Below are 14,558 nucleotides of genomic sequence, written 5' to 3'. Positions count from 1 at the left end.
TAATCCTCCTAACTATCGTTGGCCGATAAAACGATTTTAATAATACCCATATCTTCTGAGGATTCTTCTACGTAATATTCATTCCCGTCTAAATCTAAAACATTACCAACTTTCGGGACGTAAAAATCACTACTTCTCACAAAAATTGTTTTAAAATGTGAAAACACTTCTTGTGCAGCACTAAGTTGGTCTTTCCCATAGCCTTTCAGTTCTTCAAGGCTAGTATCTTCAACTACTAAGCCTAACGTTTTCCCATCTAACTCATGTTCTTCTGCAAATTCATTGGCATTAAAAAAAACACTAGAAAGGTCTTTTTCTAATGCTTCCTTAAAATTCATATTTCCACGCTCCCTTAGTCCTCTAATTGATCTAAGAAATAAGCCGTTTTATCATTTTCCACAATTAAAGCAATAATATTTGATTTGCTAATGTTACCTTTCCATTCTAGTCCTTGTTGTTTAGCACCATCTTTTAACTCGTCTAATTCAAAGTTAAGGTCCAGCGTCTTTTCAATAGGTTCATCTTCCAGTACCTTGGTTTCAGTTGGTTCTTTAACATTTGGAATTACATTCTCATCCTCTTTTACAACTGCAGTAACAACACCTAATTTTAAAAGTCTAGCACTCTCTTTTTCTGTTATTGCAGATTCTGCGAGAAAATCACCTAAATAATATCGTTCACCATTATGACGTAATGGAGATAGTACTTTGTATCCTTTCATACAAACCCTCCTAGACTACTTTTGAAGTTAACCATGCATCTACATTTCCTGGCTTTGGGATAGGACGAGATGCAAGGCGAACCATTTTTTGTTCATTCTGATGATCAGCCCATATTTTAGGAACACGTTCACCTTCGTAAGTCATAAACTCGTCATTTTTCTCCATCTGTGTAATAGCACCGTATGCGAAGCCCGCGAAATTTTTCTTAGCTAGAATGACCGTATCAACAGGGATATATGGTTTTTCTTCTCCATTATCATCTAAATACCAATCGTCATAAGTATAGATTTCAACACCTAACCCTGGTAACTTACCGATGAAAGTTACAGCATCACTTTTAATACTTGGTTCAATATTACCGAAATTCATGTTCTTTTTATCAAACATTTCCTTGATAATAGGGTGATTGATAAATGCTTTTTCTGCATTTTCCCCAAGAATCAATGTATCAGGTGCTGCACCTGAATTTTTTGTTACTAATTTTCGCCATTCTTTAATATCTTGGTACGGATTTGAAACATATTCTTCCTCAGAATTTTGAGTATAGTTATCCCACTTGTCAGTACCTGATAAAGTGACACCTTGAGTAAAGTTAAAATCAAGTTCCTGTTCTACAAAACTATCAGGACCTTCACCAGTGTATCCCTTCATAATAACCTTACCGTTAATCAATGTTTGAGCAGCTAACCACTCTTCACGACGACTAATCATTTCATTTAATTCAATCAAATCATTTGCTAAAAGCTCTCGTGATCGTTGGGCTGGTGTTCTTGTACTAATTACACTCTCACCAGCTAAACGCTTTGTAATATCGTCAATTGTTAACGATTTTTGTGGAGCAATGCGTGGTGCAGTGTATTTTTCAGTACGGTAACCATTACGTTTAACTGTTACACCACCTGTACGAGGTGCTACAAAAGGTGCCATTTTTCGCTTTCCTTTTGTGTAATCGATCAGAACATCTTCAGTTGGGAATTTTTCAACTCCATTAAAAAAAGTGTCACGCAAGAATGTGTGCACTTTTGGCATTTGAGTAATAGCTTTTAAGATTGTAAGAGTTTTATATAGTTGCATGTTTGTTCCTCCTTAAATTGAAGCCTTTAAATAAATTCCTTTAGTGCGTAAAACATCATAATGAACAGATACTTTATCTGTACCATCTGTAAGTAAAGCATCTGAATTAAATGATCCTGAAATATAGGTTTCAGCAAAAACAGACTTACCAGGCTCACTACCTGTGTCAACGTCATCCGTCAAAATGGCATCTGCAAGAATTGGTGTTGTAGCTGTTGTACTAGCTACTAAATATTCCCCGTCACTGTCTTTACCAATGATTGTGCCTTGTAATAAAAGACCTTGGCCAGCTTTTAATTTAGCTGATCCTGTTTGAATGGGAAATGCAGTGTCATAGATTAAATTGCTTGGCTCGTAAGAACCCACTTGTTCATTTAACTTCATTCTTATTACACTCCTTTTGCAAAAATATTACCTAATGCCTCAGCCTCTTTTTCTACCTCATCCATAGGATTGGATTGAACCGGCGCATTAGAACCAGGAATTTTGTTTAATGGTGCAGCATCTTTTTGCATATTGATTAATTGATTTTGAGCTTGTTCTTTTTGAGCCTTTAAAGCATTAATTGCAAATTGTGCAGCTGGAATAGGCTTTTCGTATTTCGCATTGTTAACTAAGGCTTCATTCCCCGGTACTGCAATATCTTCAATTGCTTTGATTCTAGAGTTTTCAGCTTTTACCCCTTCTGCATACCCCATATTCTTCACTTGCTCAAATAGTTCCGGATGTTCATTTTGTAACGTCTGTAAGTCCATAACATCATTTCCTCCATTATCTTTAACTTTATCTTTATTTTCATTTATTAAATTGTTAGCTTGATTTACAACATTCGCTGCAGGATCTCTTGCCATTTGTTGCCTTACTTTATCAATGACTTCTTGAGGTATTACGCTGTTAATGCCTAAATCAGCAACCGCATCGACTTCTTTTTCAAACATAATTGCATCTATAAATCCATGCTCTTTAGCTTGTTGAGCTGTCATCCATGTTGTTTTATCCATCATAATTTTTAATTCATCACTAGATTTACCTGTTTTTGCAGTATAGGAATTAATAATCGAAGCATTTACATTTTTCAAGAACTCACTATTATCATCCATTACTTGATAATCACCATGTGCACCATTTGCTGCATTATGAATCATCATTTGTGCAGTAGGCGACATCATAACATTCGTTCCTGCCATTGCAATTACAGACGCTGCACTTGCAGCAACACCGACAATTTCGACATTAACTGTACCAGCAAAAGATTTTAGCGCAGTGTAAATTTCAGAAGCACTAAAAACAGAGCCACCCCCACTATTTATCACAACCTGTAAATCTTTATGGTTGTTTTTAATAGCCTGGTCGATAGAGTTTATTACCTTCCCGGGGCTCACAGCTGGAATACCAAAATAATCGTATATCCATTGATCACCATCGTTAATAACAGGTCCTTTAATTTCCACTCTCATTATTCTTTCTCACCTCCTTCATCTGATTTGTCAGATTGAATATTTATATTTACAGGTGCATTAAAACCTGCTTCATTTCGCAACTGTTCCTCACGTTTTCTCAATTCATGATTACGGAAGAAATCAGTTCCTGTTAATTCTTGTGCTTCTCGGGTACGAGTGCTCAAATCTGATTCAATACGTAAAATTGCCGCTTCTACTTCTTTTTTAGGATCTAATTGACCTTGTGTTGGTCCATTCCATTCTGCACTACAATATGCTTTTCGAATTAAAGGATCATCAAAAAAGCCAGGTGCATGTATACGTCCTTTTAAAACTGCTTCTGCAAGAAACTCTTCATAAATAGGCTGGCAAAAGTTTTTAGCTAACCACATTCGACGCTTTTTAAACATTTTCCAGGCTTCAAGTAAAGCACCTCTTGACGCTGAATAGGATGAAGTAAAGTGTTTCATTAATACTTCATAAGGAATCTCTAAAGCAACCCCTATTTGACGAAAAATAGCTGTTGTAAAAGCATCAAAATTTGGGTTTGGTCTACCTGGATTAGATTCTTGAATTTTTTCTCCTTCACGAAGAAATGTGACTGAGCCATTTCCGATGTTTATTTTTGAATCATCTTCCTCAAAGTCGTTATCTTCTTCCCCAAAACCTCCACCAAACTCGTTTTGCGACGAAGCTTCTGTTGTAATAAATACTGAATACATACCGCTTATTACAGCTGCCATTAATTCAGCATCTGTATATCGATCAATTTGTTTTAAGCCTTCGATAACAGGTGCTAAAATCGGTATTCCACGACGTTGTTCTGGACGTTCTATATCTAATAAATGAATAACATTTAAACGTCCAGAGAGCTTTCCATACTTTTCAACTCGCTTCCAATCATTTTGACCAGTTAAAGAGCTATTTGGATGTTTATCTGCAATGTGATAGGCAATAACCTCGCCTGTTGAATCTATCTCTACACCATTGATTAACCGTTCTTCATAAAATGTATTGATCACTGGATTACAAATCCTATCAGCTTCAATTAATTTCACTGTAAGTTCATACAATGACCCCACCCTTTTTTTATAGGGCAAAATTGCAAAACAATCTCCCGAAGCTAATGTCGATAAAAGTGCCAATTGTTGCAATTGGCCGAAGTCACACATACGATTCGCATCACAATTCTTCGAATCAGCCCAACATTCAAATTCGCGCTCGATTGTATCCTCAAGAGCTTCAGATTCTTCTTGTGAAAGGCCTAAAAAATCGCCGTCAATTTGAGCGTTTAATTTCAGCTCATAACCGACGACGTTGGTTACTATGGATTTTAATGATCCACTAGCAATAGGCGCACCCATATATAAATCTCTGGAACGTTCGCGCATTTTTTCAACATTACGTTCTATATCATCAATCGGATCACTTAAAGAACTAATCCAACCTACAACAGCACGTTTTGTACCACTTGCTGCATGATTCCCATAGCCTGTATTTGTTGGTACAACAGAATTTATAGGTAATTTTTGATCAGATTCTTTTTTTATGTTCTCAATTTCCACGCTTTTCACCTACTTTCTAACAATCCCAGGGAATAAATTGTTTTGTTCTTCGCATCCGCTTGCCTTTATTAGTCATTTCAAGCTCAGCAACTTTATTTTCCCAAAAGGTAATTCGCTTAGCGACTTCAGATAAATTGGCTTTTGTTAAACTTCGATTACTTATTGTGTAACTTTGTGCATTTGCAATAGCACGCTCAGCTTCTAACCAGATCCTTAGATTTTCTTGAGCTTCCCCTAATGTTATAGCCATCAATAATTTACCTCCCTTACTCTTTTTCTTTTTTTCTTAACTCCATAAATACCAGCATATTCTTTTTCAAAGTTCGGATTTACTATTTCGATGGCTGCTGTATTATACACACGTAAATCAAACGGTTCGTTTCGAGCGCGTTTCTTGACCCATATATGATAAGGTCTCCCTTTTTCATGACGTGTTTCCAGCTTCTCAGCTGTTAAACCAAGAAAATAATTTAGTTCATAGCCTTGTCCTTTTGGGAAATGACAATAGTTTGGACCAAATTCATCTACCTGAAGGCTGGAGAGAACACGTGCCTTCCCATCATTAACACCAAGGCGAACAAGTAGCGTTTTCAATGGTTTTGGTCTTGATGTACCTGCTAAAAGTGGAATGTACTCACCTTTTACCGCACTTGCGCCCTTAATAGCATAAATTCGCCGCGCTTCCCTAGCTTTTGTAAAACGGTAGACCTCCTGTGTAAAGTGACCACCTGAGTCTATGCAAGTACAAGTTATGCCAAATTGTTTACCGTTTGATTTGCTCCAACGTTTTTGGAGCCATAAATCAAGCTGCTGCCATGTTTCTTCTTGTTTCAAATCTCCATATAAAACATGATATTCAATCCCCCATGACTCTCGACCAGCGCCCCAACCGACCACTTCAATTTCAAATCGATCGTCTTGGACGTCGACAGCAGCAGTTAGCACTTTAACCGGGATTGGAACTTCGGCATCATATTTTTCACGACGTTCAAATAGAATATCTTCATCGACAGTTGTTCCTTGTTCTTCCCATGACTCACCTAAAACGGTGTTCTTCCATGTTTTCAACTTTTCCAGTCCGTCCCGTTTCGCTTCTAAAAAATCTCTCACGATTTTCTCCCACGTTACCCATGGACTGGCAAATTGGTTCAAATGGAAGCCACGACGGCGTGAATGTTTCTTTTGTGCAATCCATTTACCTTCAGCACGCTTCCATTCACGTTCGCTATGTAAACACCCACATTCATTACAAGCATGATTTACTTCATCCACAATAAATTCGTTATCTTCTGTTTTATGATACTCGAATTTTATTTGCTCCCATTTAATTGGCTGGAATGTACCACATGAAGGACAAGCAAATGACCACTGCTCCATCGTACTATCTTCATACAACTGCTCAATTCGCGAAGTACCTTTATCAAGTGGCGTCGATACATAAACATGCTTACGATTAGATGGAAAAGTTGTTGTACGCATTTTTGCTAAATTAATCGGATCTCCCTCTTTACCAGCAGACACCGGATAACGATCTACCTCGTCACATAGCAAAATTCGAATTGGTCTACTTGATAAAGACTTAGCTGCATTTGCACCAACAATGGCAATTGAACCACCCAAAAAGGCTTTTTCATCGATTGTGTTACCTGCGTTTTTTGCTACTTTATCACGTAATGCCTTACTTGCTTGAATCATCGTGGAGAGCCTTGTTGTTGAGAAATATCGAATTAATTTTTTGTTTGGCAGCATGAACATAATTGGACATGGATCATAATCTATGTGATAACCAACCATGTTCAACATAAACTCTGTTTTACCAACCTGAGCTGATGCCATAATCGCTACTTCTTCAATGTCTGAATCTGTAATACAGTCCATGATTTCTCGCATATATGGTGCACGACTTGTACGCCAAGGACCCGACTCAGCAGATGTATCAGAAGTCAAAATACGATAATTATCAGCCCACTCTGAAACTGTTAGATTTGGACGTGGGGACCACAGTTGCGCTAAATCTTTAAATAAATCGATTGTTTTTTCTTTAACCAATTTATTCGCTACTTTCTTTTTCAAAAAGTTTAGGCGAATAATCTACTAAAACGTTCAAAGTATCTGCGATTTCTTGATTTAAAATTTGTTCAATCGTTTTAGAAGATTCACCATCCAACTGCGGGCTAATCCGTGTTGGTAATGACAATAATTTCGATTTAGCGCTTAAAATCATATCACCCATTACCAGGCGGACATCCTCTGCAGCGTGTAATTGCCCTCGTAATTGCCGCACTTGTAATTCTGTTTTTTCTTTCTTTAAAATTTCATGCTCAGTTTTAACATCAACATGACGTGGCTTCCCTTCTTCCTCTTTACCACCTGAAGCATGCTCAATATAAGCGAGAATATTTTCCGCCATATTGTATTTTCCACGGCCGCATTGTGTGAGTACACCATCACGTGTTAACTGACGAATCCATTGCGGCGTTTTTCCTACCAATTTTGCAAATTCACTTGTTCCAATTTCCAAAGTAGTAAGGTTATCTACTTTCGCTTTTGATTTTGTCATATCTCACACCTCACTTTCGCTTTTATGCTTATATCCCCGCTTCATTTTCCAAAATATTAGATGAAGGATTTTTTTCAAAGTTGTAACTTTCAGCTCCCTCAAGCGAAAGCGAAAGTAAAATTTTTCGAATAAAAATAGACCACTTTTGGGGCTCGCAAGCCCCGCATGCAATAAAGGCCTCAGAAGGACCCAAAGATTCTAGAAGGATTTCCCAACAAATTGTCGAATTTTCTTATTTAGGAGGTGATATAATGGCTGTTAATGCAGGTAACCATCGTGATGGTGCAGTTACAGGTCGTAGTCAATTCAAAGGACCTAATGGTAACTACATCAAACGCGATACAAACACAGGACGTTTCATGGACCAAAAAACTTCTGGTGGGAAGTTTAAAGGTGTACGTACAGAAAAAAAGAAATAGTCCTAACCTTTCAAAACATCTACTAATTGTAGATGTTTTTTCATTGACCATCTTCTCAGGCATAATAAAAAGCCACGACTCATTGTGAGTGTGACTTCTTCATAACTACATCTGAAATTAATTCAATAAGCATTTTTGTACTATCGGTAAGATAATACTTGTGTACATATCCATCCTTATCAGTTGGTGGATTTAATATTTCTTCAATATCTTCTTTCCGTAAATGAGAAAAGTATACATCTGGTCTAGTAATATAATCTTTTACTTCCTTCATTAGTTCTGTTAGTTGATATTTATCCATTGTATTTACTCTCATGTGCCATTCCTCCAACATGTACTGTTATAAAATATAATAGCACAAATAAGAACAGATGTTTCTATAATTTTCAAAACAAAAGACCGCACAAGTAGTACGGCCTCATGCTGAACTGAATGGAGGTTTATGGCTTGTGATGTAATTATCACATTACCATCATATAACGGATTTTCAATACTTAACATTGGTTTAACTTAAGGTAATATTATGTGAAGATTATACCGTATAGTTTTCAGCGAATGATACCATACGTCTTATTTGTGCATGCTTATTATAAATATATTGAGAGCTATATCCTAATTCCTCAGCTACTTGCTCCAACGTTTTATGCTCAATGTATTTGCCAATTAATATTCTGTGTTCAAGTCCTTCAAAGCTCTTTACTAACTTTTTTATATTAAATAGATTATTCATCTTATGGGCTAATTCCCATTCGATCTGTTCAATAACATCTTCTACTTTACTTCCTTGGCTATCAGCATTTAATTTCACTTTAGCTAAATCACCTTGTACCCAACGTTTCAATTCTGTTTTCGTTCGTTCTAAATTAAGCTCTAAATATGCAATTTCATATTCAAGCTCTCGATAATCCTTGAGCCATGCGAATTTACTCACATTATGCACCTACTTTCAATAAAGGTTACAAATTGTGTTACAAAGAGTTTCAAGATATACGTAACCTTCTAAATGTTGATATATCAACGTTTTCATATTTGCGGTTACAAATATACAGATTTTTAGGTGTGTTTTCTTTATATATTTTTTTATTTCTTCTTTTTTCTCTTTATTTATTTTTTATATACTTATATCTATTATTTATCTGTAACAAAAGAAATAATATATAATATAAATATATATATAATAAGGGTTTGTAGAGGTTACAGATGTATTTTTTAAATTGTAACCGTCTTTCTATCAAAAACATGTATAAACCCTTAATATATAAAGGTTTGTGATAGGTTACTGATATTCACCCTTATCCCGTTACCTCATCCGTAACTTTTTTATAGACACGTACGGAATTTCCCATAACTTTTACTACCTTCGATTCCCAACCTTCCTTCTTCATACGACGACCGAACTCGGTATTTCCAGCGGGTTTATGCCCTTCTTCTTCACAGTAGACCACGTACATGGCATATACATCACGCGTGCGCTTTTCTTCAATTTCATCACTATAATAATGTAAGAATGAAAGAGCACTATCGGATTGAATGAAATATTCAATGGTCTGTTGTTCAATTGTGGCTGAATCAGATAGTTTATTACCGTTTTGGCGTATTCTTTTAATTCCTTCGAGTGCTAATCTTAAAATATAAGATTTAGCTGCATCACTCGAAAGTTTTTCATCTAAATTTTCATCGATAGCTTTAACCTCAGCATCACAAGGAATTACAACTAAACGCCGACCTATACCGCCAGATTTATCTTTGAATTGTGGCATCTTGTTACATGTAAAAATAAGTGTTGCCTTTGAACGTATGGTAATTGGGCTCGAGTAGATTGGTCGCAACATAACTGGATCACCAGACGCAAGTGTTTTAAAGTTGGCAGACTTGTCCAGGTATGAAGCATCTATATCATCGGCTATGTTCATTAATTTACCGGACATACCGTATACGGCTGTATCATCATCAAATTTATCTAATGGTACGTTTGTTTCAAGTCCATTGGTAAATGCAGTTAACATTTTTAATAATGTTGATTTACCATTGTTCCCTTTTTCCGACTTGTAAAAGAATACTTTGTGCGGGAACCCTTTGGTCATTAAAATATGGCCAAACATTTCTTCTATCACATTCCTTAAATCTTTTCGATTACAAGTGAAGAAATCCAAGAATTGATCAACATGTTCGTCATAAGCTTCTTCATCATATTGAACATCTAAATAATACGGTGTAAAACCTGCATCGATTATTATAGGATCACCATCATCGATAATCACACCGTTAGGCAGCTGAATAACAAAATCGTTATCCTCTACAACATTCGATTTAATTTTAAATAGTTCAAGCAGCTGCTTATGCTGAGCTGGCTTTAATTTAATATTTTTGTCTATTTCACGCAGTAGTTTATTAGAATCGCTAATATAACGGTCCAGCTGCTTAAAATAGATTTGATTGTTGTAATAATGGAGATCTAAACGTTTAGCTAATACTTCACTTGTCATGACCATATCCTTTGGATTAAGCCATTGTTGCGAACTAGGTGCTGGCTTTTTATCTAAAACTGATTTGATCGTATTATTTAACTCATCATCATCCATTGCTTCAGCAAATACTTTGGTATTAATGAAGGTTGCAAGCACCTGCAGCGTTTCGTTGTCGATCATATCGGTGCCATACTGCTCTAACGTAGTGAGCAAATGACTATATATTGCACTATTGCGCCCTTGCCCTTCTTTAATGCCTAGTAAATTATGTTTTAATTTAGAAGGATACAAGAGCAAAGGAAGCTCTGGTAACGTACTCACATCTTCAAGATAATGAGCATTTTCCATTGGTCGAAGCTTGCCATTTTGCTTAATCGTAGCCTGTGAGCGCGTGCCTGTTTTATAATCGACCTTTAATCCGGCCACCGTTGTTTTATCTGTATAGTTTTTGATTGGTGTGGTCATTCCCTCGGCCTTTGGACGTTTATACCAAAGGTGAAAGCCTCGACTTGTTTCCACACGTAAGGTTGGATATACAGTATAGATGTATTCAGCTGCATCTGAGCGTGTATCAAAATCCACGACCACTATATCTTTTGTTAAAATGACACCAGCATCTTTATAATTTTTGTGATCCGTAGAAAATATGTCGAATGAGTGTTTAGGCTTCTTTTCTTCTAGCTCGATATAGCGCAATGGCTTTATTGTAGACTTCAAACCGTAGCACCTCCTTTCCTAAGCGAAACTTCCATGGTATTATTTACAAAAAAGCATAGGAGCTCGTTATGGATATTTATCAATTTATTTCATCACTAGTTAAATCGTTGGCTTGGCCAATTGCACTTATTGTGGTTATTCTAGTATTAAAAAAACCTATTAATAGTTTGTTCTTAAATATTTCAAAGCTTAAATATAGTGATATTGAGATAGATTTTGACAAAACTTTAAATCAGGTTGCAAATAATCTTGATGAGGCTACTAGCAATGATGTTCCCAATAAAAGTGAGAAAATACAAGAGGATGATAGAATCCTCTTTCTTGCGAAAACCTCGCCATCTGCTTTACTCAGTATGGCCTACTCTGAACTGGAACAAGAGATTAATAAAATCGTTAATGACCTTGGAGTAAAACACGTAGGAAAATTAAGATTCATAACAACAGCAAAACTTGACTTACTAATAGACCGTGGATATATTAGTAAAAATACAGCAAATTCCATTATGCAATTAAAGAGACTAAGAAATGAAGCTGTTCATCTCAATTCTTCTGAAACACATATCACTACAGAAAATGCATTAGAGTATTATCAGCTTTCACAAGCAATAATTTCTAATCTTCAACCGACCCTAGATAAACAATTTTTTAAGCCAAACTGAAATTCAGTTTGGTGTTTTTTATTCTTCTATATCATCAATACTCATTTGCTGAGGTTGTATTAATAAAGAAACATTCGTACCTGCAGCTGGATAAATAGCATTTACTCGGTCTACATCCTCAGTTGCTACATTAAATTTGAGTACTGTCTTTTTATTGTCACGCTGTAAGTTTACAAATTCAGCTTGAATCGACTCATAGGGTCCCTCATCATCTGAAATTGTTAAAATGGTCATTTTACCTGTTAACCTTAATAAATCAGCCGCGTGTTTCGTTTCATCTGATAAAATATGAAACATTAAAACTTCTTTTTTATCATCCTTTTGCATTTTCTTGAAAAGAACATTAATTTGAATATCATTTGTTTGTACTGTTGTTTCTGTTGTCATGGGAAACACTCCTTTTAAAATAATGTCTGTTGCTTTGGTCCATGTGTAGCAGCCATCGGATTTATCCATAATATTTCTTCACGTACTGCTCCTGCCTCAGCCATTACTGTTCGAACCTCTCTTCTCCAATGAGATAACCTGTTATCATATATTTCATGTGCATATCCACTTAGTAATACCGGTCCAGGATGTGCATCTAGTGCTTCCAAAAGTTCAATATGGTCACCGATAGTCATTTCGTGTTTATAATGACGTTTTGTACGTGTTTCAATGATGTATGGTGGATCAGCATAAACAAGTACATCATTCCTCGCATAACGTTCTAATAATTTTATTGCTGGTTGATGTTCAATCTGAGCCTCTTTCAATCGATCTGCAACAAGCAAAATCTTTTTTGGAAGCTTGCTCCACTCTTTAGCTGTATCTGGACCGTTTGCAGAAATAAGGCTCCTCCAACCAGTTCTGTCACTTGTTTTTGCCCCTATCGCTTGCCAGCAACGGACTAAAAATCTTCTTGCATCTTCGATTGGATCCGGATCCATTTCATAAGCAGAGTAATACTCTTCACGAGATAACGGAGTGAAATTAATAAGTTGTGCCAGTTGGTCCGGATTATCCCGGATAACTTTAAACAAATTCACTACTTGGCTATCCATATCATTAATTGTTTCAATTGCTGATTTTTCTTTATTAAAGAATATTGCCCCCGATCCGAAGAATGGCTCTAAATACGTTGAATGCTCTGGCATATAACTAATAATCCAATCAGTCATGCTCCACTTTGAACCAGGGTAATGTAAAATTCTTGGTACGCCCATTTAGTATCACCTCACACAAATAATTGTTTTTGAATCATTTTCACGTACCAATTTAAATCGATTTTTCGTTTCTCAAATTGATCAAGTGGACCATTCCATACAATAGCTTGCTCTGGGCTATTAGAAACCTTTTGGTATTTTTCATCACGTACTTTATAAGCACCACCACGCTTTGGGTCATTCGTTGCAAAGATCCTATTTACTTTCTGCAGTGGTTTCATTTTCATTTGGCCATCCTCAAATACCTCACAAGTCAAACCCTCGAATTTCCCTTGTTTAGCCACCAATTGAAAAGCAGTTAAATCTTTCTTGAACATATTAATGACCGTTTTTTGAATGGGTATATCATGCATGTAGTAATTGACAAGGGCTGTATCTATGATGGATAAACTATTGCGTTCCCAGGTACCACCTTCAAAGTTTTTCATAATACCTTTTGCTACGATTTTCCCATCAGAATAGCGTATACAATAATTATTGGCATCACGTTGAGCGATTTTATTAATCTCGTTTATTTTGAAAGTTATTTCATAGTGTTTACTAAATCGATTAATAATCTCATCGATAAATGGCCGAAATGACTTGTCCTCATATTTAACAATTAAGCCGTCTGTATTTGATTGAATGAGCTCTATAAAAGGCTCTAATAACACAATCAAATGCGTAAGAATTAATTGGCCATTTACTACGATGTTGTTAAATTGTTGCGGATCAAATAGCGCATTGAACTCTGACTTGCAAGCACCTACTGCAGCATTAAGTAATATCTTATATATTTCCTCTTTTGTTTCCCCTGCAGCTTGATACTTTAATCGTTCCTGGTATATCTTTTCGTATCTTTCAGGCATCTTTGCAGCTCTACTTATAAAGCCGTTATTGATCTTTAATGTTGGAAAATAAGATTTCGCATCGATGTGAATAAAATACCCTTCTCCTAAATAATTTTCTTTCGCTGCATGTAACCCTCCGAAGCCATACGTATGAATTAATCCAGCAAGTTTGTATTCAAATTGTCGTTTCTCTAAATCCGTTACGGATCCACCTTCTAAATAGGAAATATGGATATTGTTATAAAAATCAACAACGGATTTTGGTAATTCATTTATTTTGAGTCGCTTGTCATAGCTGAGCTTTAATCGATCTCGCTTATGGCTCTTAATTTTGAATGCTTTCAATACTGAAGATGCTAAATTTGCACGTGTCTTTTTCACATCAGATGGATGTAATTTGAAAGTCTCAATAATTTCAAATTTAGAAGTGAAATAATCTTCACGTTTTTGAAAAGCTTCCCCGGTTGCTCTTACATCGTTTTCACAGTAATTAAAAACCGTTTCAACTTCCTCTGGTGACAATGTTTCTTGTTCAAAATCTACTGGTGTTTCAATTATGTTCATACCTAAGTTGGCCATTGCTTCTTTTAATGAAAGTCCTTTATTTATAAGCTCTTGCTTCACGTCCAGGGTAAGAAAACCACAACTTACTTTCCGTCTAAAAGTACTGTCTATAATTTGTTTACTAATTTCATATGGGTTCTGGTCCGTTAATATCGCCCATAAAATGATGTCGTCATAGTGATAGTTATTGAAGCCAACAAGAATATCTTTTGAAGAAAGAGCGCTTTTTAGGCGCTCTTTATCGTTGTGTACGCGTATGATTCTATTGTTGGCCAGATTTAAGATGACGCACATCCAATCGTTAGGGAAAACCTCAAAATCATACACTTTGAACAT

Annotated in this window: 17 protein-coding genes; 2 read left to right on the top strand and 15 right to left on the bottom strand. The window is 36.0% G+C overall.

Features of this window, described 5'->3' with window-relative positions:
* Positions 1-8: 8 nt before the first annotated feature.
* The 9 genes from ACVYAD_RS13025 to ACVYAD_RS12985 are packed head-to-tail and all read right to left on the bottom strand — an operon-like array spanning position 9 to position 7,360.
* Complete coding sequence (locus tag ACVYAD_RS13025) at positions 9-338, bottom strand: hypothetical protein (RefSeq protein ID WP_476426710.1); 330 nt, start codon at positions 336-338, stop codon at positions 9-11.
* 14 nt (positions 339-352) lie between these two features.
* A complete protein-coding gene (locus tag ACVYAD_RS13020) occupies positions 353-721 on the bottom strand; it encodes a hypothetical protein (RefSeq protein ID WP_476426709.1) in 369 nt (122 codons plus the stop codon).
* Between the two features lie 10 nt (positions 722-731).
* Positions 732-1,796 carry a major capsid protein gene (locus ACVYAD_RS13015; RefSeq protein WP_476426708.1) on the bottom strand — a complete coding sequence of 355 codons (1,065 nt, stop codon included), beginning with the start codon at positions 1,794-1,796 and terminating at the stop codon, positions 732-734.
* Positions 1,797-1,808: 12 nt separating this feature from the next.
* Positions 1,809-2,180, bottom strand: a complete 372-nt coding sequence (locus ACVYAD_RS13010) for a head decoration protein (RefSeq protein ID WP_476426707.1) — start codon at positions 2,178-2,180, stop codon at positions 1,809-1,811.
* Positions 2,181-2,185: 5 nt separating this feature from the next.
* Positions 2,186-3,253: a head maturation protease, ClpP-related gene (locus ACVYAD_RS13005; protein ID WP_476426706.1), complete on the bottom strand. Its 1,068-nt coding sequence runs from the start codon at positions 3,251-3,253 to the stop codon at positions 2,186-2,188.
* Positions 3,253-4,800, bottom strand: coding sequence for a phage portal protein (locus ACVYAD_RS13000; protein WP_476426705.1), 1,548 nt, complete (start codon positions 4,798-4,800; stop codon positions 3,253-3,255). Before ACVYAD_RS13000 ends, ACVYAD_RS13005 begins: the two co-directional genes overlap by 1 nt.
* 16 nt (positions 4,801-4,816) lie before the next feature.
* Positions 4,817-5,050 (bottom strand): DUF6148 family protein, encoded by a 234-nt coding sequence (locus ACVYAD_RS12995; protein ID WP_476426704.1) that lies wholly within the window; start codon positions 5,048-5,050, stop codon positions 4,817-4,819.
* Positions 5,050-6,849, bottom strand: coding sequence for a phage terminase large subunit family protein (locus ACVYAD_RS12990; RefSeq protein WP_476426703.1), 1,800 nt, complete (start codon positions 6,847-6,849; stop codon positions 5,050-5,052). The genes ACVYAD_RS12995 and ACVYAD_RS12990 overlap by 1 nt, the downstream gene beginning before the upstream one ends.
* A gap of 1 nt (position 6,850) precedes the next feature.
* On the bottom strand, positions 6,851-7,360 hold the full coding sequence (locus ACVYAD_RS12985) for a hypothetical protein (protein ID WP_476426702.1): 510 nt from the start codon (positions 7,358-7,360) through the stop codon (positions 6,851-6,853).
* A gap of 251 nt (positions 7,361-7,611) precedes the next feature.
* Here ACVYAD_RS12985 and ACVYAD_RS12980 point away from each other — a divergent pair, with 251 nt between their 5' ends.
* Positions 7,612-7,779, top strand: a complete 168-nt coding sequence (locus ACVYAD_RS12980; protein WP_476426701.1) for a hypothetical protein — start codon at positions 7,612-7,614, stop codon at positions 7,777-7,779.
* Positions 7,780-7,858: 79 nt separating this feature from the next.
* Here ACVYAD_RS12980 and ACVYAD_RS12975 read toward each other — a convergent pair whose 3' ends face one another.
* The 3 genes from ACVYAD_RS12975 to ACVYAD_RS12965 form a co-directional block, all read right to left on the bottom strand.
* The gene (locus ACVYAD_RS12975) at positions 7,859-8,095 is read right to left on the bottom strand and encodes a hypothetical protein (protein WP_476426700.1); all 237 of its coding nucleotides are present in this window, start codon (positions 8,093-8,095) and stop codon (positions 7,859-7,861) included.
* 216 nt (positions 8,096-8,311) lie between these two features.
* Positions 8,312-8,710 carry a hypothetical protein gene (locus ACVYAD_RS12970; protein ID WP_476426699.1) on the bottom strand — a complete coding sequence of 133 codons (399 nt, stop codon included), beginning with the start codon at positions 8,708-8,710 and terminating at the stop codon, positions 8,312-8,314.
* 361 nt (positions 8,711-9,071) lie between these two features.
* Positions 9,072-10,964, bottom strand: a complete 1,893-nt coding sequence (locus tag ACVYAD_RS12965) for a phage/plasmid primase, P4 family (RefSeq protein ID WP_476426698.1) — start codon at positions 10,962-10,964, stop codon at positions 9,072-9,074.
* Positions 10,965-11,032: 68 nt separating this feature from the next.
* Between ACVYAD_RS12965 and ACVYAD_RS12960 the strand changes: the two genes are divergently transcribed.
* Positions 11,033-11,623 carry a hypothetical protein gene (locus ACVYAD_RS12960; protein ID WP_476426697.1) on the top strand — a complete coding sequence of 197 codons (591 nt, stop codon included), beginning with the start codon at positions 11,033-11,035 and terminating at the stop codon, positions 11,621-11,623.
* Positions 11,624-11,641: 18 nt separating this feature from the next.
* On the opposite strand, the gene ACVYAD_RS12955 is transcribed toward ACVYAD_RS12960, so the two are convergent.
* Genes ACVYAD_RS12955 through ACVYAD_RS12945 form a run of 3 tightly spaced genes read right to left on the bottom strand, consistent with a single transcriptional unit; the run spans position 11,642 to position 14,558 of the window.
* The gene (locus tag ACVYAD_RS12955; RefSeq protein ID WP_476426696.1) at positions 11,642-12,010 is read right to left on the bottom strand and encodes a hypothetical protein; all 369 of its coding nucleotides are present in this window, start codon (positions 12,008-12,010) and stop codon (positions 11,642-11,644) included.
* A gap of 14 nt (positions 12,011-12,024) precedes the next feature.
* Positions 12,025-12,828, bottom strand: a complete 804-nt coding sequence (locus tag ACVYAD_RS12950) for a DNA adenine methylase (RefSeq protein ID WP_476426695.1) — start codon at positions 12,826-12,828, stop codon at positions 12,025-12,027.
* Positions 12,829-12,839: 11 nt separating this feature from the next.
* Positions 12,840-14,558 (bottom strand): DNA polymerase B, encoded by a 1,719-nt coding sequence (locus ACVYAD_RS12945; RefSeq protein ID WP_476426694.1) that lies wholly within the window; start codon positions 14,556-14,558, stop codon positions 12,840-12,842.

The organism is Lysinibacillus sp. G1-3 (assembly GCF_056322905.1).
The sequence above is the reverse complement of the archived record's forward strand: the minus strand, read 5'-3'. Positions and strand labels throughout refer to the sequence as shown.